The sequence below is a fragment of the Brevibacillus borstelensis genome (assembly GCF_003710865.1).
In the GTDB taxonomy this organism is placed as follows: domain Bacteria; phylum Bacillota; class Bacilli; order Brevibacillales; family Brevibacillaceae; genus Brevibacillus; species Brevibacillus borstelensis.
Genome location: NZ_RHHO01000005.1, coordinates 123,166 through 144,150, shown reverse-complemented (window position 1 = coordinate 144,150; position 20,985 = coordinate 123,166). Strand labels below are relative to the sequence as shown.

Annotated in this window: 17 protein-coding genes and 9 tRNA genes; 19 read left to right on the top strand and 7 right to left on the bottom strand. The window is 52.5% G+C overall.

Features of this window, described 5'->3' with window-relative positions; genetic code table 11:
- Positions 1-44 precede the first annotated feature (44 nt).
- From EDM54_RS03235 to EDM54_RS03210, 6 genes are all read left to right on the top strand, one after another.
- A tRNA-Ser gene (locus tag EDM54_RS03235) sits at positions 45-135 on the top strand.
- A gap of 9 nt (positions 136-144) precedes the next feature.
- Positions 145-221 (top strand) — tRNA-Met (locus EDM54_RS03230).
- Position 222: 1 nt separating this feature from the next.
- Positions 223-296, top strand: a tRNA-Trp gene (locus EDM54_RS03225).
- Between the two features lie 22 nt (positions 297-318).
- A tRNA-His gene (locus tag EDM54_RS03220) sits at positions 319-394 on the top strand.
- Positions 395-398: 4 nt separating this feature from the next.
- Positions 399-472 (top strand) — tRNA-Cys (locus tag EDM54_RS03215).
- Positions 473-478: 6 nt separating this feature from the next.
- Positions 479-555, top strand: a tRNA-Arg gene (locus EDM54_RS03210).
- A 220-nt stretch (positions 556-775) separates the two neighbouring features.
- On the opposite strand, the gene EDM54_RS03205 is transcribed toward EDM54_RS03210, so the two are convergent.
- Positions 776-1,036 carry a hypothetical protein gene (locus EDM54_RS03205; RefSeq protein WP_024985113.1) on the bottom strand — a complete coding sequence of 87 codons (261 nt, stop codon included), beginning with the start codon at positions 1,034-1,036 and terminating at the stop codon, positions 776-778.
- Between the two features lie 200 nt (positions 1,037-1,236).
- Positions 1,237-1,551: a hypothetical protein gene (locus EDM54_RS03200; RefSeq protein WP_003387497.1), complete on the bottom strand. Its 315-nt coding sequence runs from the start codon at positions 1,549-1,551 to the stop codon at positions 1,237-1,239.
- A gap of 543 nt (positions 1,552-2,094) precedes the next feature.
- Here EDM54_RS03200 and EDM54_RS03195 point away from each other — a divergent pair.
- From EDM54_RS03195 to mnmL, 4 genes are all read left to right on the top strand, one after another.
- Positions 2,095-2,176, top strand: a tRNA-Leu gene (locus EDM54_RS03195).
- Between the two features lie 33 nt (positions 2,177-2,209).
- Positions 2,210-2,286: transfer RNA gene (locus tag EDM54_RS03190), tRNA-Glu, on the top strand.
- 255 nt (positions 2,287-2,541) lie between these two features.
- Positions 2,542-3,780, top strand: a complete 1,239-nt coding sequence (locus tag EDM54_RS03185) for a glycosyltransferase family 2 protein (RefSeq protein ID WP_003387495.1) — start codon at positions 2,542-2,544, stop codon at positions 3,778-3,780.
- Positions 3,781-4,046: 266 nt separating this feature from the next.
- Positions 4,047-5,006 (top strand): tRNA modification radical SAM protein MnmL/YtqA, encoded by a 960-nt coding sequence (gene mnmL, locus EDM54_RS03180; RefSeq protein ID WP_024985114.1) that lies wholly within the window; start codon positions 4,047-4,049, stop codon positions 5,004-5,006.
- 55 nt (positions 5,007-5,061) lie between these two features.
- On the opposite strand, the gene EDM54_RS03175 is transcribed toward mnmL, so the two are convergent.
- Complete coding sequence (locus EDM54_RS03175; protein ID WP_024985115.1) at positions 5,062-5,790, bottom strand: glycerophosphodiester phosphodiesterase; 729 nt, start codon at positions 5,788-5,790, stop codon at positions 5,062-5,064.
- A 347-nt stretch (positions 5,791-6,137) separates the two neighbouring features.
- Between EDM54_RS03175 and ablB the strand changes: the two genes are divergently transcribed.
- The gene (gene ablB / locus EDM54_RS03170; RefSeq protein ID WP_024985116.1) at positions 6,138-6,977 is read left to right on the top strand and encodes a putative beta-lysine N-acetyltransferase; all 840 of its coding nucleotides are present in this window, start codon (positions 6,138-6,140) and stop codon (positions 6,975-6,977) included.
- A 15-nt stretch (positions 6,978-6,992) separates the two neighbouring features.
- Here the strand turns inward: ablB and EDM54_RS03165 are convergent, their stop codons facing one another.
- Positions 6,993-8,552: a PucR family transcriptional regulator gene (locus tag EDM54_RS03165; protein WP_031931727.1), complete on the bottom strand. Its 1,560-nt coding sequence runs from the start codon at positions 8,550-8,552 to the stop codon at positions 6,993-6,995.
- 143 nt (positions 8,553-8,695) lie between these two features.
- Here EDM54_RS03165 and EDM54_RS03160 point away from each other — a divergent pair, with 143 nt between their 5' ends.
- The 7 genes from EDM54_RS03160 to EDM54_RS03130 all read left to right on the top strand — a co-directional run bounded on the left by EDM54_RS03160 (position 8,696) and on the right by EDM54_RS03130 (position 15,854).
- Positions 8,696-10,048: an aspartate aminotransferase family protein gene (locus EDM54_RS03160; RefSeq protein WP_003387490.1), complete on the top strand. Its 1,353-nt coding sequence runs from the start codon at positions 8,696-8,698 to the stop codon at positions 10,046-10,048.
- Positions 10,049-10,066: 18 nt separating this feature from the next.
- Positions 10,067-10,759 (top strand): 3-oxoacid CoA-transferase subunit A, encoded by a 693-nt coding sequence (locus EDM54_RS03155; protein WP_003387489.1) that lies wholly within the window; start codon positions 10,067-10,069, stop codon positions 10,757-10,759.
- Positions 10,741-11,418: a 3-oxoacid CoA-transferase subunit B gene (locus tag EDM54_RS03150; protein ID WP_003387488.1), complete on the top strand. Its 678-nt coding sequence runs from the start codon at positions 10,741-10,743 to the stop codon at positions 11,416-11,418. Before EDM54_RS03155 ends, EDM54_RS03150 begins: the two co-directional genes overlap by 19 nt.
- A gap of 12 nt (positions 11,419-11,430) precedes the next feature.
- The gene (locus EDM54_RS03145) at positions 11,431-12,702 is read left to right on the top strand and encodes a peptidase (RefSeq protein WP_003387487.1); all 1,272 of its coding nucleotides are present in this window, start codon (positions 11,431-11,433) and stop codon (positions 12,700-12,702) included.
- A gap of 45 nt (positions 12,703-12,747) precedes the next feature.
- Entirely contained in the window at positions 12,748-14,109 is a 1,362-nt protein-coding gene (gene gabT / locus EDM54_RS03140; RefSeq protein WP_122957759.1) for a 4-aminobutyrate--2-oxoglutarate transaminase, read from the top strand.
- Positions 14,110-14,190: 81 nt separating this feature from the next.
- Entirely contained in the window at positions 14,191-15,609 is a 1,419-nt protein-coding gene (locus tag EDM54_RS03135; RefSeq protein ID WP_122957758.1) for an aldehyde dehydrogenase family protein, read from the top strand.
- Between the two features lie 156 nt (positions 15,610-15,765).
- Positions 15,766-15,854, top strand: a tRNA-Ser gene (locus EDM54_RS03130).
- A gap of 102 nt (positions 15,855-15,956) precedes the next feature.
- Here the strand turns inward: EDM54_RS03130 and EDM54_RS03125 are convergent.
- A complete protein-coding gene (locus EDM54_RS03125) occupies positions 15,957-16,265 on the bottom strand; it encodes a DUF3817 domain-containing protein (RefSeq protein ID WP_003387482.1) in 309 nt (102 codons plus the stop codon).
- Positions 16,266-16,832: 567 nt separating this feature from the next.
- Between EDM54_RS03125 and EDM54_RS03120 the strand changes: the two genes are divergently transcribed.
- Positions 16,833-18,407 carry an acyl-CoA synthetase gene (locus EDM54_RS03120; RefSeq protein ID WP_003387481.1) on the top strand — a complete coding sequence of 525 codons (1,575 nt, stop codon included), beginning with the start codon at positions 16,833-16,835 and terminating at the stop codon, positions 18,405-18,407.
- 75 nt (positions 18,408-18,482) lie between these two features.
- Here the strand turns inward: EDM54_RS03120 and EDM54_RS26350 are convergent, their stop codons facing one another.
- Positions 18,483-18,626 carry a hypothetical protein gene (locus EDM54_RS26350; RefSeq protein WP_003387480.1) on the bottom strand — a complete coding sequence of 48 codons (144 nt, stop codon included), beginning with the start codon at positions 18,624-18,626 and terminating at the stop codon, positions 18,483-18,485.
- Positions 18,627-18,718: 92 nt separating this feature from the next.
- Positions 18,719-20,890: an exo-beta-N-acetylmuramidase NamZ domain-containing protein gene (locus tag EDM54_RS03115; protein WP_003387479.1), complete on the bottom strand. Its 2,172-nt coding sequence runs from the start codon at positions 20,888-20,890 to the stop codon at positions 18,719-18,721.
- Positions 20,891-20,985 lie beyond the last annotated feature (95 nt).

Here is a 20,985-nt window from a genome sequence, read left to right as displayed (position 1 = left end):
ATCCTTGCAGCATGCATATCCGGTTTTGAAGGTACATACCATACGGAGAGTTACCCAAGAGGCCGAAGGGGACGGTTTGCTAAACCGTTAGTACGCGTAAGCGTAGCGAGGGTTCGAATCCCTCACTCTCCGCCATATCCGCATGGCGGTGTAGCTCAGCTGGCTAGAGCGTTCGGTTCATACCCGAAAGGTCGGGGGTTCGAGCCCCTCCGCCGCTACCATAGGGGTATAGTTTAAAGGTAGAACGAAGGTCTCCAAAACCTTTGGTGTGGGTTCAATTCCTACTGCCCCTGCCAAATGGATTTGGTTTTGTACATGGCGGTCGTGGCGAAGTGGTTAACGCACCGGATTGTGGCTCCGGCACTCGTGGGTTCAAGTCCCATCGATCGCCCCAATATGGGAGTATAGCCAAGTGGTAAGGCACGGGTCTGCAAAACCTTCACCCCCGGTTCAAATCCGGGTACTCCCTCCATATCACGTCCCAGTAGCTCAGCAGGATAGAGCAACGGCCTTCTAAGCCGTCGGTCGGGAGTTCGAATCTCTCCTGGGACGCCATCTCTTAAAAGAAAACCTCCCGTAGACTTTTTTAAGTCCATGGGAGGTTTTTTGACGTCAACTTCCGCTATGGGTCTCGCAAAGATGAGTGTTCTACGGATGCCGTTTCTGTCGGATGATGAAACACCCAGACATCCGGGCGAAACGAGGAAGAAGAAAACGAACGAAGAAACGAACAAACGATGCGTGCCTTCCGAAAGAGGGGACAGTTGGTGGGTATTCAATCGACAAAAGGATTGTAATTGTATAGTCCGCCAAAATACCGCTTATCTGCGATCTGAGTGGCCTCGGATTTCTCTTTCTCAAGAGATGCTCTGATTTCATCCCAATATTCAGGTGTTGCATCGGACAAGTCTACATTCATTTTCTCCCCGATCAGGTTACGGATTAGCTGCCAATCGTCGGGGTGCTCGTATTTCTTGACCCCGCCTCCAATTAACCTGATGTCATGCAAGGTACGTTTGATGTCATCCGGAATCATGGATTACCTCCATAAAGAACAAATGTACACTCAGTTTGACCTGAAAGGGTCATTTATATCCAAAAGAGTAGGTCTTTTTCCATCGACGGAAGCTGGAGCAGACGGCAGCTAGATCAGAGAGCAGCTGGATCAGCCAAAGATACTGGCCGTTACAAAAGCCACTGACGACATGCCAGTGGCTTGAAAAGGTCATTCATTCATTATTTGACAGAGTAGGAGTAGATGCTAACGCCGCCGTCATCCCATACTTTGAGCGTTACATATCCAGGCTTCTGGAACTGAAACGTAAGCTTTCTGCCATCGAATACTACGTTTCCGACCAGGTTGGCTCCTTCTGTGAACTCATAGTCATTGCCGTATTTTGTATCCCAGTTGCCAACATACACGACTCTACGAGAAGCTTCAGTCACTGCTTGATTAGTTGAATCTACGGATACTTTTGCAAATGTCGGAGTGATGCTGCTGCCAAGAACAAAAACAAAAGCGAAAGCCCCAGCACTCAATTTTTTCCACATAAGCGATTCCTCCCAGAAAATTGTATTTTTCTTACATTTTTATAATATAACTGTTATCTAATAATTGTATATATTAGGAAATTACTATTTTTGTTTTTCCAATTGTTATAAAGAGTCTCAGATTTTGAAAAAGTTAGAATCGCTCCTGCTACTTCATTACTTTTACGGTCAGGAAGATTATTCAGTGAATGAGTCGAATACATGTCGAAATTTCGACATTCCTGTCGGTTCCAGTTGTTTTATTGGTAGGGCTGTCGTTTTGTAAGAGCAAGCAGAAGTAGTACGAAGAATTAGGATTCGTGTCGAAAACACATTAGTATAAAGAGAAACGAGGAGTATCAAAATTCCTATTGACTCGAAAACTACAACCGTGTATACTTCGTAATTGTGAGTGAATCTGCAGGAATCATTCGGGACCATAAGTCACCTTCAAGTATGATGAAAAGGCTTATATGAGGTATTCGGAGATCAGCAAAGCGCTCTTGCTTTTAAAGCCAGTAGGTCGGGAATGCGCATCTTCCTAGGGCTTTCTATTATCAACCTGCGGTCGTGGTGGAATTGGCAGACACACCATCTTGAGGGGGTGGCGGGGCGACCCGTGCGAGTTCGAGTCTCGCCGACCGCATTATGTTCTGAAGCGGGAGAAATCCTGCAATCTGGCCCGTTGGTGAAGCGGTTTAACACAGCAGCCTTTCACGCTGTCATTCAGGGGTTCGAATCCCCTACGGGTCACCACTTTTTTGGCATACGGGTTTTAGACTAAGCCTTTTCCGAAGGCTTTTTTTTCTGCTTACTGGCATGGATTCGAATAGAACCGAATAAAGGTGGGAATGGTGATAGAAGTGCCTCTTTTTTTTCCCACTTTTGGGTCATTGCGATATACTGAATTTTGAGGTACACTCCCAATTGAGAGAGAGAGAAGAGTAAAAATTTGGAAAAACACTGCCTGAATCAAGAAAAAAATAAGATTTAGGTCGAGGAGAAGAATCCATGAGTGAATTGAAAGAGATCATTGAGGGACTGTTCATCGGATTTACTAGTACGGTAGGTGTAGTAAGTACGTACCAGACACTTGTTTCATGTGCGGGCTTGTTCCGTAAAAAGGAGCAGGTTACACATGAGCCACAAAAGACATTTGCCGTCCTGGTTGCAGCACACAATGAGAGCGCCGTAATTGCGCCGCTTATCGAGAATTTGAAGAAGCTGGATTATCCGCGCGAGATGTACGATATTTTTGTTATCTGTGACAACTGTACGGATAATACAGCCGAGATCGCACGTCAGCATGGAGCCTATGCTTGTGAGCGTTTTGACACGTCGAAGCGAGGCAAAGGATTCGGGATTGAATGGATGCTGGAAAACCTGTGGGCAAGGCCTAAGCAATATGATGCCGTCGTGATGTTTGACGCTGACAACCTGGTAGAAAAGAACTTTTTACGTGTCATGAATGACCGCTTGTGTAAAGGAGCACGGGTCATCCAAGGATACCTTGACTCCAAAAATCCATTTGATTCGTGGATTACGCTTTCATACGCTGTGACTTACTGGTTCACAAACCGCATGTGGCAATTGGCACGTCACAATCTGGGACTTCCAAACACTTTGGGAGGAACAGGGCTTTGCATTGAAAGCAACTTGTTAAAAGAGATGGGCTGGGGAGCTACCAGCTTGACGGAAGACCTGGAGTTTGCCACCCGCTGTATTGAGCGGGGGATCTACCCGACATGGGCCCATGATACAAAGGTGTGGGATGAGAAGCCGATCGACCTGAAAGCTTCTATGCGCCAGCGCTTGCGCTGGATGCAGGGTCATTACGATGTGGCCGGCCGCTATATCGGTTCGGTGCTGAAGAATGGCCTGCTCAAACGTAAACTAGGCATGCTTGATGCGGCATTTTACCTGTTTCAGCCGATGTATGTGCTGATGGTAACGATGATGTCGATCCTGTTCCTGGGCCGCTTTTTGGAGATCGAGATGCTCATGCCGGCGGCAACCATATTGCCAACCTGGCTTGTTTATGGCTCGACAGCAGTCTTCTACATGCTGCCGCTTCTTGCGCTCTATCTTGATAAAGTGCCGTGGAAAGGGTACTTTGGGCTATTGCTGCTGCCTTTCTTCTTCCTGACATGGCTGCCGATCATGTTTTATGCATTTTTTACAAAGAAGAACCAAGTGTGGAGCCACACATCGCATACTCGTGCGATACGCATCGAAGAGATTCAACAATAGCACAGCGTAAATGTAAAACCACAGGGAAAACGTGCCCTGTGGTTTCCTGTATTGCGCTTCCCCTCTCGACCTATCTGTCTGGTATAATGGAGAAGTCGCATCTGAAACACTTTATGCAAAAGAACCGCGGTTATGGTATCGCGAAACGTATATAATGAGTTGTTGGACAGTTTCTCAGGAGGCTACGGGCAGGACTGTGGACGAGGTTTCAACCGAGAGTGGATTCGAAGAGCATGGCCGCCAAGAAGGGAGATAGGATGATGAATATGCAAATAAAACCGTTGGACACCCCGCAACTGTGGGGCGACAAACGTTATCATACATGGAACTACCATCTCCGCCAAACATTTCAGGAGAAGGTGTTTAAAGTGCCGTTGGATGGGGGGTTCAGTTGTCCGAACCGGGATGGCAGCGTCGCAACGGGAGGCTGCACGTTTTGCAGTGCCAGGGGATCGGGAGACTTTGCCGGGGATCGACGGATGGATCTGGAAAGGCAGTTCCATGACGTGAAAAACAGAATGCATCAAAAATGGCCGGAAGCGAAGTACCTTGGTTTCTTTCAGGCATATACCAATACCTATGCTCCCGTGGAAGAGCTGCGCGAGATGTATGAGGTCGTACTGAAACAGGAGGGAGTCGTCGGACTTTCAATCGCCACACGCCCTGACTGTTTGCCGGATGACGTTGTCGAATATTTGGCCGAGCTGAATGAACGAACGTATTTATGGGTAGAGCTCGGCTTGCAGACCATCCATGAACGGACCGCACAATTGATTAACCGTGCGCACGATTATCAGTGCTACCTGGACGGCGTGGAAAAGCTGCGGAAGCATAACATCCGCGTCTGCTCGCATATTATCTACGGTTTGCCAGGCGAAACGCACGAAGACATGATGGAGACGGCCAAAGCGGTGGCCAATCTGGATGTCCAGGGCATTAAAATCCACCTGCTGCATTTGCTGCGCAAGACTCCGATGGTCAAACAGTATGAGGCTGGCCTGCTGGAATTTTTGACACAGGAGGAATACACCAAGCTGGTGGCCGACACACTGGAGATTTTGCCGCCGGAGATGATCGTGCACCGTGTCACCGGAGATGGACCGCCTGATCTTCTCATCGGTCCGATGTGGAGCCGTAAAAAATGGGAAGTGTTGAACGGAATTGATGCCGAGCTCGTTCGCAGAAACAGTTGGCAAGGGAAGTTTCATACACCGTGTTCTCGATAAGAAAGAGGGCGTCCTCAACCGTCTCTGGCGGTTGGCGGGGCGCCCTCTTTTCGTCTCATGGTTTGTGCAGGGCTTTTCTCGCTCTGCCCGGGTAATTGGTGATGATGCCGTCAACGTTCATTTTGGCGGCATCACGTATGCCGGCAGTTGAATTAATGGTCCAGCCGACGACGCGAAATCCGTTCTCTTTTGCCTTGCTGACCAACGCGGAAGTCAATTGATCTTTGGGTACGTGCAATTCGTCGACGCGATACCGGCTCCCGACCTCCCAAGGGTTATGGAGCGGCCCGATATACAGCAAGGCGGTCGTCTGATTGGGATCAAGCTCTTTGACAGCAAGCAGACTGTCAAAATTAAAAGAGGAGATAACTGTGCGGCTCGTCAAATCGTATTGTCGGATCAGCCCGATCACGTATTCCTCCAGTTGGGGTTGGGCAAAGAAGAAGTTTTTGAGCTCGATGCAAAAACGCAGTTTCGTCGGGGCAAATGTGTGGAGCACCTCGCGCAAAGTAGGGATTCGGATGTGCTTTTGGCGTGATGGAACGGCCTTGTCAGCGCGAAATTTTTTCAGCTCTTCCCATGTATGCTGCCGCACGGTTCCACGTCCGTTGGTGGTCCTCTCGAGGTGGTGGTCATGAATCACGACCACCTTGTCATCCTTGCTCAACTGAACATCCAGCTCAATCCCGTCTGCGCGACGTCGCACAGCGGCGCGAAAAGCCTCCATCGTATTTTCCGGATAGCGGCCGGAAGCACCGCGGTGAGCGTAGATCAGTGGTGTCAAGAGAGCTTCCTCCTTCCGTTCGGTCCTGCACAAGTGGTCCTATTACATACATATGTATTGCGCCCCTCGCTACTACCAGAAGAGAGGGGCGCAATGGTATTTACGTACATGAGCAAAGCACGATAACGAGCAAAATGAACAGGACCAGTATAAGGGTACTGTTGTTGTTCCGGCTGCAGCTCATCTGATTCTCTCCTCTCGGCAGTCTAGCGTACTTTATCCTATGTCTGCCTGTCGTGATTGGCACTCGCCAAATACCTACGCAGTTTTGTACAGTCTGGAGGATGAATGATCTGAGCGACATGATACAATAGCAGCAAGAGAAACAACGGGAGGGGCGGTTAGTCATGCTTGATGTGTCTGCGATGATTTCAACAGGAGATCTGGTTATTGATCACCGGAACAAACGGGTGAAAGTACATGTTTATGACCCGGAAGCCATTACTGACTTGCACGGGAAAATGATCGAATGCGCCCAACAGTCTGAAGCGACAAAGTTGATTGTGTACGCAAAACGAAAGGATGTGCCGGCCTGGCTTTCACTCGGCTACCGCCAGGAAGGAGTGATCGACGGTTTTTTTCAGGGAGAAAACGCGTACATGCTCGCCAGCTTTTTGACAGAGGAACGGGCCACCTCCATGCACCATCTTGCCGAGGAGGAGATCCTGCAGCTCAGCTTGTCCAAGCGCCCGGAGACAAAAACGCTGCCGGTAGGGTACAGCTTGCGCGAGGCAACCGAAGAAGATGCCGAGGAGCTTGCCAGTCTGTATAAGACGGTGTTTGCTACTTATCCGACCCCCATGGATGATCCAGAATACGTTCGAAAGACGATGAGGGAATCAACCTACTATATCGTCGCTGAGCATGATGGACGGATCGCCTGTGCGGCCTCGGCGGAAGTGACAGAGCGTTTCGGTTCGGCGGAATTGACGGACTGTGCCACGCATCCGGACCACGCGGGGAAAGGGCTGCTTCAGCCGATCTTTACGGCGCTGGAAGAAAAGATGAACGGGCAGGGCATTTATTACTTGTACACCCTGACCCGCGCCCAATCGGCTGGAATGAATATTACAGCGGCAAAACACGGCTATGCTTATCGAGGCCGTTTGATAAACAACTGTACGATCTTTTCCGGCTATGAAGACATGAATATATGGGTGAAATCGCTCCGCCCGACCCGGGAGTAGCCCTTCCCGCGTTCCTTACTCCGGCGGAAAGAGCTGTTCCTGCAGCCGGCGCGCCATCAGCGCCAGTTGCAGCTGCCATCGCTGGTGGGCGTCGTCCAAATCACAGCCTGTTTTCTCTCTGATTTGCGCCAGCCGGTATGTGAGCGTGTGCCGGTGAATATATAGAGCCTGAGACGTTTGTAAACCATTTCCGTTATGCATAAGGTACATGTCCAGCGTCTCGAGGAGCTGCTGCTTATGCTTCTGATCGTAGCGCAGCAGAGGCTCCAGAAACGGCTTCCAGATCGCCTCAAGCATTTCGGCTTTGTGATGGTACGGAAAGAGAAACTGATAGCCTTGCATCTGCTGGTACGACAGCAGAGCGGGAGAACGCACCAGCAGCGGGTAGGCCTGCAGGGCAAAGAGCGCTTCTTGCACGGCTTCGTCCAGTTCGGTCAGGCGTCCGCGTGGGGAGCTCAGTCCAATTCGCAGGTCGTGCTCGCGATGAAGCCTGTCCCAACGGGCAGCGAACTGTTCCAGCAAAGCAAGACTGGTCTGGTCATGCGGCATGATGAAAAACAAAGAGTGTGGTCTCTCCCGCAGCAGATAGGGGCGATTGTGCGAGTCAAACAATCGCTTCATGAGTGTTATGCAGGCCTGATGAAGCTCAAAGGAAGAGCGGTCGACAGAGGCCTCTACCTGCACGGCCGCGACAAAGTGAGCACCGGACAACGGATAGCCGAGCATGCGGCAGCGGCTCTCCAGTTCGGCAGGAGCCAGTTCTGTGCCGCTGAGCAGCTCTTCCACGAAATCTCCTTTTAGTCTCCATTCCGTCGCTGCTACCGCGTTTTCTTTGATATATTCCATCGCGCAAAGCGTAGCGGCATGCTGCAGCGCTACATCATCCAGATCTTTCCACTCTTCCCTCGGCTTGGCCAATCGCAGTGTCCCGAACTTCTCGCGATGGGCCCGAATTTCAACCGTATGGATCTGCTCTTTTTCCTGGTCCTTGCCGCTTCGATCGGCCTGCTGTCCAGCGTCCCCTTCGTGATTGCCGTAAACCTTGAATCCGAGCGCGTCTGTCAAAGAAACGCGGCCGCCTGTCAGTGACGCCAGCTTCTCCACGATTGCCCGGAGTCCGCCTTTGGAGAGGGCGGCTTCAATCATCTGACGGTGTATGGCTTGCGAATAGGCGAGCGTTTCGAATTGCCGATTGACGATAGGTTGTAGGATTGCTTTGGTAATCGTTGAAAAGTTCATTTCAACGGGAATTTCGATAAGCGGCAGGTGGTGGCGGTCGGCCATCTCGATCAAATCAACAGGGATTTCCCGCAAATAAAAGCCGGTATGAAAGGCGATGCCGCTAAGTTTTTGCTTGGCCAGCGCCGGGATGAGGGAGGCCCTGCGCTTCGCGTCTTCGGCCAGACCAAAGCCGGTCGTGATCAAAAACTCGCCTTCCTGCAGACGTCCTACGTCCTCCAATACCTCTACAATTGTCACCCAGCGGATGGGATTGTCCAAGCCCTCTGCGCCACCGACCAAACGAGTTTGAACCATGTCAGGGAGCTGCAGCGCTTCGCGTATGGTGATCGTCATTTTTTTCGAACCCCCTACGAATCTCTTATACAAAATGTATAAAACATTCCGTCTCTTTGTCACGCTTTTTCTTCCAGGCAGTCGAATGGCACCGTCATGCTCATTCGCTACGATAAGGGAAGAGAGAAGGAGAGGTGGCTAGCATGCAGAGAAGTTATGTCATAAAGCCTGAGCTTGGCAAAGAGTATCCCCGGGTTTCCCATGGCAAAGGGATTTACCTGTACGATACGTCGGGCAAACGATACATCGATGGTTGTTCCGGTGCGGTAACGGCCAGCATCGGCCACGGCGTCGAGGAAATTGCCGAAGCGATGGCGGAGCAAGCACGCAAGGTCTCTTTTGCGTACCGTTCGCACTTTAGCAGCGAGGCAGTCGAAGAGCTGGGCGCCAAGCTTGCCGAATGGGCTCCGGGCGAGCTCAATTGGAGCTTTTTCGTCAACAGCGGCTCCGAGGCGACGGAGACGGCGCAGAAGATCGCGATTCAATACTGGCAGGAGCAGGGAAGACCGTCGAAGACGAGAATGATCTCCCGCTGGATGAGCTATCACGGCATTACGATGGGGGCGCTGTCGATGTCCGGGCATGTGCTGCGCCGCAAGCGGTTCGTTCCGCTGTTGGCTGATTATCCGGCCATCTCGCCGCCGTATCCGTACCGCAGACCGGATGGCATGTCCCTGGAGCAGTACGCGAGGCTTTGTGCTGATGAGCTGGAGACGGCCATTTTGCGGGTCGGTCCGGAGCAGGTAGCGGCTTTTATCGCCGAACCGGTCATCGGCGCTTCTGGCGGCGCTGTCGTGCCTCCTGACGGCTACTTCCAGCGCATTCGGGAGATTTGCGACAAATACGACGTCCTGTTTATTGCCGACGAGGTCATGACGGGGGTGGGAAGGACGGGCGAGAAGTTCGGGATTGACCACTGGGGCGTCAAGCCTGACCTGATAACGCTCGGCAAGGGGATGAGCGCGGGCTACACGCCGATGGCAGCAGCGATGGCCACGGAAAAGATCATCGATACGATTACACGCGGCTCCGGTCTGATCATGGCCGGACACACGTACAGCGCGAACCCGCAGTCCGCAGCCGTTTCGCTCGCCGTGCTTCGCTACGTGGAAGCGCACAACCTGGTCGAGAAGGCAGCTGTACAGGGAGCCTACCTGCTCAGAAAACTGCGGGAGCTGGCGGACGAGTCTCCGCTTATCGGAGAAGCGCGCGGTCTCGGGCTGTTGTGCGGTCTGGAGTTCGTCAAAGACAAACGGACCAAGGAGCCGTTCCCGCTTTCCAGGGGAGTTGCAGCGCGGGTCATTTCCCGGGCGTTCGAAAACGGCCTGCTCGTCTATCCGGCGACAGGAGGATTGGAAGGCGTAGCGGGCGACTCGGTCATCCTTTCGCCGCCGCTGACGATTACGACAGAGGAAATTGACGAGCTTGTAGACTTGCTGAAAAAGTCCGTTCAGCGTGTACAGGAAGAAATGAGACAGGAAATGCAACTGACCTGATCCAGGGGAGGAGGACACATGGCGAACCAGTTTGACAAGGTAATCACAGTCGAAGAAGCACTCGCCCATTTTCATGACGGAATGACGCTGATAGCGGGAGGCTTTGGCGGGGTAGGCAATCCACCTACCCTGATCCAGGGCATTCTCGACAAAGGAATCAAAGACATCACGCTGATCAGCAACGATACGGCATTCCCACATATCGGCGTAGGAAAGCTGGTGACAGAGCGGCGGGTCAAGAAAGTGATCGCTTCGCATATCGGCTCCAATCCGAATGCCGGGGCGCAAATGACTGCTGGAGAGCTGGAGGTGGAATTTTGTCCGCAGGGCATCCTCGCAGAGCGTGTACGCGCTGGCGGAGTGGGTCTGGGCGGAATTTTATCCGATATCGGCATCGGCACCATTGCGGAAAAAGGCAAGGAAAAGGTGTTGGTGGGGGGCAAGGAATATTTGCTTGAAACGCCCTTGACTGCGCAGGTAGCCATCGTACATGCGAAAAAGGCGGACCGCTTCGGCAATCTCGTCTACGACACCAGTGCCCGCAATTTCAATCCATTGGTAGCAATGGCGGGCGATATCACGATCGTCGAAGCTGACGAAATCGTGGAGATCGGAGCGCTTGATCCGGAAGAGATCGTCACACCTGGCGTCTTCGTCAACTACATCGTGAAAAGCGAGGGGGTGAACTGGCAATGGGCGTGGGAGAAGTAAAAGAAACGGAAAGCTTTCGTGAGAAGATCGCGCGGAGAGCGGCGCAGGAGATCGAGGACGGCATGATCATCAATCTGGGAATCGGCATTCCCACGTTGGTTGCAGACTTCATTCCAAAGGACAAAAAGGTTCTGTTTCACGCGGAAAACGGCATCCTCGGCACGGGTCCGAGCCCCGCTCCGGGAGAAGAAAATCCGATGCTGTGCAATGCCGGCGGCTTTCCCGTCACACTGGCGACCGGCGCTTCCTTTTTTGACAGCGCCACCGCTTTTGCCATCATTCGCAGGGGTCTGCTGGACATGACCATTCTCGGCGTTCTGGAGGTCAGCGAGCGCGGAGACATCGCCAACTGGATCGTGCCCGGGAAGCGCGTGCCCGGCATGGGCGGCGCGATGGAGCTGGCGCAGAAGGCAAAGAAGGTCATGGTGTTGACGACGCATCTGGACAAAAACGGGAGGTCGAAGATTGTGCGTGAATGCTCCCTCCCTTTGACTGCCGTAGGCGCAGCCCATCTGATCATCACCGATATGGCAGTGATGGAGGTTCGGGAGGATGGCTTGTATTTGAAAGAAGTCATGCACCCCTATACGGTGGCGGACGTGATCGGAGCCACAGAAGCGGAACTGAAAATGGACGAAGAGGTCAGAGTTTTCCGATAAAGGAGGATACCGATGACAAACTGGCAAGCGCTGATACGGGAGCAGATCGAGAAGGAACGGGCTGCCGCAACGCAACTTCTGCAGGAGTGGGTTCGCGAGCCGAGTGTTCAGGGAGAAGAGCGTTCCATCCAGGAAAAAATCGCGCAAAGACTGCACGCCATGGGAATGGAAGTGGATCTTTGGGTGATGGGAGGAGAGGAGCTGCTGAAGCATCCCTATTTTGTATCGCCGAGAAGCGAATTTTCAGGCAGTCCGAATGTCGTCGGCGTCTGGAAGGGAACCGGCGGCGGCCGCTCGATCATCTTGAACGGACACGTGGACGTGGTGCCTGCCGGAGACCCTGCGCAATGGTCACACGATCCGTTTAGCGGCGAGATCGAGGAGGGGAAACTGTACGGGCGCGGCTCCACCGACATGAAGGGCGGCAACCTCTCCTCGCTGCTGGCGATTCAGGTCCTGCAAGCGCTGGGCATCCGGCTGAAGGGAGACGTCATCTTTCAAAGCGTCGTGGAGGAGGAGAGCGGCGGAGCGGGGACACTCGCTGCAATCCTACGCGGATACAAAGCGGATGCGGCATTGATTCCGGAGCCGACCAACATGAAGATCTTCCCCAAGCAGCAAGGCTCGATGTGGTTCAGATTGACGGTGAAAGGCCGCTCTGCACACGGAGGCACACGCTACGAAGGAGTCAGCGCCATCGAGAAAAGCATGCAGGTCGTCACCGCGATCAGCAAGCTGGAAAAAGAGCGCAATGATCGAATCGTCGACCCGCTTTACGCAAAGCTGCCGATCCCGATCCCGATCAACCTCGGCGTGATTGAGGGTGGAAAATGGCCGTCTTCCGTAGCCGATCTCGTCAAGCTGGAGGGACGGATGGGGGTAGCCCCGGGCGAGAAGATGGAAGCTGCGAAACGAGAAATGGAAGAAGCTCTCGCAGCGCTTGCCCATGACGACCCGTGGTTCGCGGAGCATCCGGTTGAATTGGAGTGGTTCGGGGCCCGCTGGGTGCCTGGTGACGTGGGTGAAGATCATCCATTGATGGAGATTTTGCAGGATCAATTCCTCAAGGTAACCGGTGAGCGGGCGGTCGTGGAGGCATCGCCATGGGGAACGGATGGCGGGCTGCTGACAACCTTGGCCGATACTCCTGCGATTATCGTAGGCCCGGGTACAACGGCAGTCGCCCATTATCCGAATGAATCCGTCGAGCTGGATGAAGTATTCCGCTGCGCGGAGATATTTGCCCTGACGCTTATGGAGTGGTGCGGCTACGAAACAAAATGATGTGGTCTTGATAAAGAGAAAAGGGATGAAGGGAGCAGATCAAAAATGGATTCGACGACTACAAAGTACATTCAGATCAAAACACAGATTCCGGGACCAAAGGCTCAGGAGCTTCTGGCACGAAAGGAAAGCCATGTGCCGCGCGGTCCGTTCAACACCTTGCCGACCTTTGTCCAGAAGGCGGAAGGAGCGCTTCTGACTGATGTCGACGGAAATACGTTTATCGATTTTGCCGGAGCCATCGGGACGATCAATGCCGGCCACTGCCCGCCTGCGGTGGTGGAAGCCCTGAAGGAACAGCTTGATCAGTATATCCATACCTGCTTTCACGTCATGATGTACGAGCCGTACGTCAAACTGGCCGAGACTTTGAACAGAATCACGCCAGGGACGCATGCAAAGAAAACATTCTTCCTTAACAGCGGTGCGGAAGCTGTGGAAAATGCGGTCAAAATCGCCAGAAAGTACACGGGGCGAAAAGCGATTATTTCGTTTGAACGCGGCTTCCATGGCCGTACCTTGCTGGCGATGTCACTTACGAGCAAAGTGCGTCCGTACAAATACCAGTTCGGCCCGTTTGCTCCCGATGTGTATAAGATGAGCTATCCGTACTACTACCGTGCAATGCCGGGAACGACTCCGGAAGAATGCGACGAACAAGTGCTGAGACGCTTCGAAGACTTCTTCCTGGGTGAAGTGCCTGCGGATGAAGTCGCGGCCGTCATTATGGAGCCAGTTCAGGGCGAGGGCGGATTCGTGGTACCGTCCAAGCGTTTTGTCCAAGGGGTAAAAGCAATCTGCGAGAAGCACGGCATCCTGTTCATCGCCGATGAAGTCCAGACGGGTTTTGGCCGCACAGGCAAAATGTTTGCGATGGAGCATTTCGGCGTAGAGCCTGATTTGATTGTCATGTCCAAATCGCTTGGGGCCGGGCTGCCGATCAGTGCAGTTACTGGCCGGGCTGAGATCATGGATGCTCCCAATCCAGGGGAGATCGGCGGAACATATGGAGGCAGTCCGCTCGGGTGTATCGCCGCTCTGAAGGTGATCGAAATGATGGAGCAGGAAGGCTTCATGGACAGAGCCAACCAGATCGGAACCAGGATTTTGCAGTGCTTCGAAGGCTTCAAGCAACGCTTTGAACAGGTAGGAGATGCGCGCGGCATTGGAGCGATGTGTGCTATCGAAATCGTCAAAGACAAATCAGGCAAAGAGCCAGACAAGGAATTGACGGCAAAAATTGCGCAAGCCTGCTGCCAGCGCGGGTTGGTCGTACTCACGGCCGGTCTTTACAGCAATGTCATCCGGATTCTCTCTCCGCTCGTGATTGACGACGAACAATTGGAGGAAGGTTTGGGTGTGATGGAGAAAGTGTTAGAGGAACTGTGTACGCCTTCACAAGCATAAAGGAATGGCTAGAATAGCGCGGACTGAAAGACGTATATCGGGAAAACTCATAGGAGAGTCGATGAGAGGGAGGCTGGATGGATGAAAAAAGCGTGCTACATTGGCGGGCAGTGGGTGGAGGCCAAAAACTACGCGCCGCTCTACGCTCCCTACAGCGGGGAACAGATAGCGGAAATCGCGCAGGCTGACGCCGAACTGGTAGAAAAGGCGATTTCCGCAGCTCAGGAGGCTTCGATGGTAATGCGGCGCATGCCTGCTTATCAGCGTGCGGCTATCCTGGAGAAAATTTCATTCATCATGGACGAACGGCTGGAGGAGGCTGCCAAAATTATTGCGCTGGAGGCAGGCAAGCCGATCAAAACCGCTCGCGGCGAAGTGATCCGTACGATACAGACATACAAATTCGCTGCGGAGGAAGCAAAAAGGATTCACGGCGAGACTCTGCCGCTGGATGCCGCCATCGGAGGAGAAGGGCGCCTTGCATACACCGTGCGTGAGCCTTTGGGCGTGATTGGCGCGATCACTCCTTTCAATTTCCCGATGAATCTGGTCGCCCATAAAGTTGGTCCGGCATTGGCTGCAGGGAACACCGTCGTGCTCAAGCCGGCATCCCAGACGCCTCTCTCCGCATATTTTCTGGCGGAGGTTGCCGAGCAGGCCGGAGTGCCAGCGGGAGCACTAAATGTTGTGACCGGCAGCGGAGCAACAGTAGGCGATCTCCTCGTGACAGACCCGAGGGTGAAAGCACTGACCTTTACCGGCAGCCCGGCTGTCGGCATCGACATCCGCAATCGGGCCGGACTCAAGCGGGTTACGTTGGAGCTGGGCTCCAATTCTGCCGTCATCATCGATAAAGGGGTAAATCTCGACGAGGTCATCCCGCGCTGTATTTTTGGCGCATTTGCGTACTCCGGACAGGTATGCATCTCCGTACAGCGGATTTATGTGGTCAGGGATGAATACGAGACATTCGTGGAGCGCTTTGTGGCGGAGACCAAAAAGCTGGTCGGCGGCGACTCTCTGTCCGAGGAAGCAGACTACTCCGCGATGATTTCTCCGAAGGAAACGGATCGGGCCTTGGCCTGGATCGAGGAAGCCAGGGAGAGAGGCGCCAGGGTAGAATGCGGAGGAAAAGCAGATGGACGGGTGCTGCAGCCTACCGTATTGACAGGAGTTCCGGCAGACGCCAAACTGTCTTGCCAGGAGGTATTCGGACCGGTCGTCCTGATCAATCCGGTGGACTCTGTAGAGGAGGCGATTGAGTTCGTAAACGATTCTCGTTTCGGCCTTCAAGCCGGACTCTACACGCAAAACCTGTCACTCGCATTGAAAGCGGCAGATGAGCTGCATGTTGGCGGCGTCATGATTAACGATATCCCGACCTTCCGCGTCGACCATATGCCTTACGGCGGTGTCAAGGAAAGCGGCATGGGCCGGGAAGGAATCAAATACGCGATCGAAGAGCTAACGGAGTTAAAGCTGGTTGTCGTGAAGCGATAGGTTTCAGGAAGAGAAAGCTGCTGTCAAAGGCAATTGACAGCTGTTTTGAGGCCGGTACAGGAAACGAGCTTCCCCGTTTGGAGGAAGCTCGTTTTTGTAAAAAACGGTTGCTTTCAGGGGAATGAGTATGTTATAGTATAACTTGTTCAACCATGCGGAGGGATACCGAAGTGGTCATAACGGGGCGGTCTTGAAAACCGTTAGGCGGCAACGTCACGGGGGTTCGAATCCCTCTCCCTCCGCCATAAGAAAGCACTGCGAACAGGTCTTGCACCTGTTTTTTCTTTTTTTCAGATACCCCATCTATTCAAAAACGCTTGACGGGAGAAGGTCGTCAAGCGTTTCCTTTATGATCGCTTCATGGAAGCTTCTTCTTTTTTCAATTGTGCATCGAGAACAAAATTTCCAAACGGGATCAAAGACGCGACAAACGCGCCGAGCGCCCGCAGGATCGACCACCGGTTTGCGAAAAAGACATGGGCGAGTGCCAGCATGAACAATACGAAAAACACGCCATGCAAGGAACCGGCAATCGTCACAGCTTTTGGCATCTCCAGAAAATATTTCAGTGGCATGGCAATTCCAAGCAGGACGAGGTACGAAATTCCTTCGATGAGGCCGATAAAACGAAGACGGCCAAGGGGCGTTTTTAGCAAGGGGAACACCTCCAGTGAGTAAAGAACCAGTCTCCACTTATTCTATCGAGTTAAAGGGCATGTATCAATGGAACATAGGCAATTTTGAAATTTTTGCGATACATTTATGGCAAAAACCAAAACTTTCTTCCGTAGCCATCGACTTCATATCGCATGGTATGTACCCTTTGATATATTCTGTAGGTAAGCACTCAGACTAAACTTCTTGGGGGCTGCGGCGACTTACTAATGCAGATCGGGTCGCCGCATTTTTTTTGATTGGAGTAGGCAGGTTAACGGACCGGATTGAAACCATGCAAATATGGAAAGCGGGAGTTGTCGCGCTCGGGCAAAAAGAATTTGTCCAAGGTGCGGCTTGTTTCCGTTTACTAATATATCCCGGTTGAGTATATACTCGAATATATACTATACTATAGATACAACCTCATAACCTTGAGTTCTTCTCCCTGACTGATTTCGAGTCAGGGGTTTTTTACATTGCATGGATATATCGGGAAAGAATAATGATTCTATTTTTCTGAATATTCATTGTATAATAGAGGCAGGAAAAATGACGGAGGGATGTCCATGAAAGAAATTCAGCGGGCGAGAAGGAATACGCTGGGAGATATTTTGCGCAGAAGCCGAGGCAGATTTCCGCAGAAGATTGCATTGCGCTTTGGGAACGAGGCGCTTACATACGAACAACTGGACATCCTGGCCAATCAGGCAGCGCATATGATTTTGGCGTCTGGACTGCAAAAGGGAGACAGGGCAGCTGTGCTCTCCCGCAATTCAATGGATTTTGTCATTCTCAACTTTGCCCTCGCCAGGGCGGGAGTGATTATGGTCCCGATCAATTACATGCTGAACGCTGACGACGTGGCCTTTATTCTGGGACATGCCGATGTGAAAGCGATCTTTGCCTCCCAGGAATTCCATCCAGTCGCCGACGAGGCGATTCGCCGATCAGGCTGTTCTCCGGTCCTGAGATGCTCGATCTCCGAAAAAACAGAGCAGGCAAATGACTGGGGCCATTTCCGTACGCAGCTCGCCCAATCGAGTACAGAGGAGCCGGAGCTGGAACTGGAGGATGACGATGTTGTGCATATTCTCTACACCAGCGGGACGGAATCCAGGCCAAAAGGAGTCATGCTGACGCATAAGAGTGTGCTGACAGAATACGTCAGTACGATTATCGACGGTGGAATGACCGAAGACGATGTCGCTATCCACGCTCTCCCGCTTTTCCATAGCGCCCAGCTGCATTGCTTCCTGGGGCCGTACGTCTACCTCGGTGCGAGCGGAATTATTTTGGAGCAGGCACAGCCTGCGCTCCTGCTGAAAACTGTCGAGGAGTACAAGGCGACACAGCTCTTTTGCCCCCCGACCGTCTGGATCGCCCTGCTCCGTTCTCCTGAATTTGCGGAGCGGGACTTGTCTTCATTAAAAAAATGCTACTACGGAGCAGCAATCATGCCTGTCGAAATCTTGAAAGAGCTGGGGCGGAGGCTCCCGAACGCGCAGTTCTGGAATTTTTACGGCCAGACAGAGGTAGCCCCGCTCGCTACTGTCCTAAAGCCCGCGGATCAAATCCGCAAAGCTGGCTCCGCCGGCAGACCGTCTCTGAATGTGGAAACGAGGATTGTCGACGATTCCGGCCAGGATGTGCCCCGCGGTACGGTGGGGGAGATCGTACACCGAACCAGCCACGCTATGCTGGGGTACTTCCGCGATGAAGAAAAAACGTCCGCAGCCTTTCAGGGAGGCTGGTTCCACAGCGGTGACCTCGGCGTCATGGACGAGGAAGGATATATTACCGTCGTTGACCGAAAAAAGGATATGATCAAATCGGGTGGAGAAAACGTCGCAAGCAGGGAGGTAGAAGAGGTGATCTACCAGCACCCGCTTGTTTCTGAAGTAGCCGTGATCGGAATCCCTGATCCATACTGGATCGAGGCGGTCGCCGCAGTCGTCGTTCCCAAAGCGGGAGAAGCCTTGACTGCCGAAGAGCTGCTTGACTTTTGCAAAGCCAGACTGTCTGCGTTTAAAGCTCCGAAGCATATCGTCCTGGCAGAAAACCTCCCGCGCAATCCAAGCGGAAAAATACTAAAACGGGAACTGCGGGCAAAGTACGAGAGTCTGGCCTCGCAGCAGAGCTAAAAAAGGCAGCCTTGTCAAAACGGATAAAGAATGCGAAAAAACCGCTTGATCGATCAGGCGGTTTTTCCCATGATTTTACGGTTCTACTTTCAGGCCTTCGAGCCAATCAGCGTAGCAGGAACTGCAAAGCAGCTCGTTCTTTTCCTCTGTCCCTTGAAAGAACGTGATGAGATGTGCCGTTTCGGATTCGTGCTCACAATAGTAGCAGGTGTAGCTCACCAGATGTTCCTCCCCATGTAGATGATCGTCAATGATATTGTTGCCGGAATAAAAACAACCAACTCACGAATGAGTTGGTTGTCGAGTCGCCATTATTTCACAGTGGCTACTGTGGATTTCTCTGCATGGATCGTTTCAAAGCGGTAACCATGTTCTTTGAGGAACTGGATTACGGCTGGAAGGGACTTGGCCGTTGCGCTCTTGGTCGCGGCGTCGTGCATCAGTACGACAATTTCTTTCTGATTTCTTACCTGCGCCTTTATATTTGCCAAGGCCGTTTCTGGCGTATACTTGCTGCTGCGGGCATCCCCGTTTGTGATATTCCAGTCAATAAACGTATAGCCGCGTTTGGCAGCCTCCGTTTTGATGGCACTCATCACCGTATGCTGGTTATTGTAGAGCGCTGCGTTTTGATAGGTCTTGCTGACGGTATTGGTGCTGCCGCCTGGGTACCGAAAGACAGTCGGCTTGATTCCTGTTGCCTTTTCGATCAGTTGATTGCCTTTTTCCAGATCGGCGAAAAAGGAGGAGAGATCTTTATAAATCGTGCGATAGTTGTGGGAGTATGTGTGTCCTCCTACGACATGCCCCTCGGCAATCGCCCGTTTCAAAATCGCTTCGTGTCCCGGCACGCTTTTCCCTACGACGAAAAAGGTCGCCTTGACGTCATGGGCCTTGAGGATGTCCAGCACCTCAGTTGTAATTGGAGAAGGACCGTCATCAAATGTCAGATACGCCACTTTTTCCTGCGTCTGACTGCCGCCCGGCTTAGCTGGCGTCTGGTCGGCTGACGGAACTGAAGGTACGGCGGGTTTTGCCACCGGCTTCGGTTGTCCCGCCACAGACGGTTGTTTAGACTCGGGCAGTCCTGCCGATCCGCCAGACCCTGGAGTTGGCGTTGCTGTCGCAGTGCTGTTGTTTGATTGGTTCGGCAAAGGCGTTTGCGCGGCTGGCTTCGTCTGGGCTGTCGGCTTCGTCTGCGATTGTGAGCTGGCTGGACCTGGCTTGCCGGGAGCAGCAGGTTTTGCCTGTGAAATGCCCTTCTTTGATTGAATGGGCTGAACAGGAACGTAAGGCTGGTCATTGTAGATCAAATAGTTGCTGCGAAGCTTGCGAAATGCTTCCAGATCTTTTGCATACTTCTCCTCAATCTGTTTGGGGGACAGCCCCTGCTCCAGGTACTGGCCGATTTTGTTTGTTCCCATTACCAGATCAAACATCACTTTTGTCTTTCCGCTCTTCGGAACCTTGAAATGATTCAATTGATGAGCGTAGGTCAAAGCGTAAATCCCCGTTTTGGCCGGATTGAACAGATGAGGATTGGTGATCTGGAGCCGGACGCCGCCTTTTGAATCTTTCTTCTCGGGGAGAAAAACGACACCAGGCAGCAGCGCTCCGTTTAACAGATCAGCGTATTTGCCCGAATCGATCCCTTCGCCGCCGATCCAGCGGAAATTGTCAGCCTGGACGATTCCGGTTCCTTCTCCCAGGCCGGTTGCCATATAACCGAATACAGCAGCCAGATCCGGTATTCGCGGAGAGCTCGGAATCCAGTGAAGTCCGGTATCCTGGAACAGCATTTGACGCGTATAACCTTTCATGGGGATAACGGTCAGGTTTGCGTCGATGTTGCGGTTGAAAAATTGCGCCAGCTCGCCGATTGTCATCCCGTGTGCCATCGGGAGGGTGTCCACACCGACAAATGAGCGGTAGGCAGATTCCAGAACGGGCCCTTCGACAATGGTTCCGCCAACAGGATTGGGCCGGTCCAGTACGATGATCGGTTTGCCCTGCTCCTTTGCCGCCGTCATGCAGTATTGGAGAGTGGATATGTACGTATAGGTACGGGCTCCAATATCCTGCAAGTCGACCAGCAAAAGATCAATGCCAGCGAGCATTTGCTTTGTGGGCTTTCTTGTCGAACCATAGAGGCTGTAGACAGGAATGCCGTAGACGGGATGCTGGTAGGAGGCAACGTATTTGCCGGCCGGTGTTTTCCCGTCCAGACCGTGCTCCGGTGTGTACAAAGCCGCCAGTGTCACCGATTTGTCCCGGCGAAGCAGGTCGATCGTGCTGATTCCTTGACTGCTTACACCTGTTTGATTTGTGACAAGGCCGACTTTTTTTCCTTTGATGACATGGTGAAATTGGTCGAATAGCACGTCGCTTCCGAGCAGAACCGCAGAAGTGTTCGCAAAGCTTCCACCAGGAGGAATGAGGGTTAAAATCAGGACAAGAATGAGGAAGGGGATAAATCGTTTCATAGCTTCGGCCTCTTTCGGGAAAAATGTCGTCGATGTATGTTCATTGTAGCGTGTTTTTGTAGCAAATTGGTTTCATTTTTGTAACAATTTGAAAA

Coding starts and splice junctions, on each gene's coding strand:
- EDM54_RS03205 (WP_024985113.1), bottom strand. CDS start 1,036: ATGATTCCGGATGACATCAAACGTACCTTGCATGACATCAGGTTAATT.
- EDM54_RS03200 (WP_003387497.1), bottom strand. CDS start 1,551: ATGTGGAAAAAATTGAGTGCTGGGGCTTTCGCTTTTGTTTTTGTTCTT.
- EDM54_RS03185 (WP_003387495.1), top strand. CDS start 2,542: ATGAGTGAATTGAAAGAGATCATTGAGGGACTGTTCATCGGATTTACT.
- mnmL (WP_024985114.1), top strand. CDS start 4,047: ATGCAAATAAAACCGTTGGACACCCCGCAACTGTGGGGCGACAAACGT.
- ablB (WP_024985116.1), top strand. CDS start 6,138: ATGCTTGATGTGTCTGCGATGATTTCAACAGGAGATCTGGTTATTGAT.
- EDM54_RS03165 (WP_031931727.1), bottom strand. CDS start 8,552: ATGACGATCACCATACGCGAAGCGCTGCAGCTCCCTGACATGGTTCAA.
- EDM54_RS03160 (WP_003387490.1), top strand. CDS start 8,696: ATGCAGAGAAGTTATGTCATAAAGCCTGAGCTTGGCAAAGAGTATCCC.
- EDM54_RS03155 (WP_003387489.1), top strand. CDS start 10,067: ATGGCGAACCAGTTTGACAAGGTAATCACAGTCGAAGAAGCACTCGCC.
- EDM54_RS03150 (WP_003387488.1), top strand. CDS start 10,741: ATGGGCGTGGGAGAAGTAAAAGAAACGGAAAGCTTTCGTGAGAAGATC.
- EDM54_RS03145 (WP_003387487.1), top strand. CDS start 11,431: ATGACAAACTGGCAAGCGCTGATACGGGAGCAGATCGAGAAGGAACGG.
- gabT (WP_122957759.1), top strand. CDS start 12,748: ATGGATTCGACGACTACAAAGTACATTCAGATCAAAACACAGATTCCG.
- EDM54_RS03135 (WP_122957758.1), top strand. CDS start 14,191: ATGAAAAAAGCGTGCTACATTGGCGGGCAGTGGGTGGAGGCCAAAAAC.
- EDM54_RS03120 (WP_003387481.1), top strand. CDS start 16,833: ATGAAAGAAATTCAGCGGGCGAGAAGGAATACGCTGGGAGATATTTTG.
- EDM54_RS03115 (WP_003387479.1), bottom strand. CDS start 20,890: ATGAAACGATTTATCCCCTTCCTCATTCTTGTCCTGATTTTAACCCTC.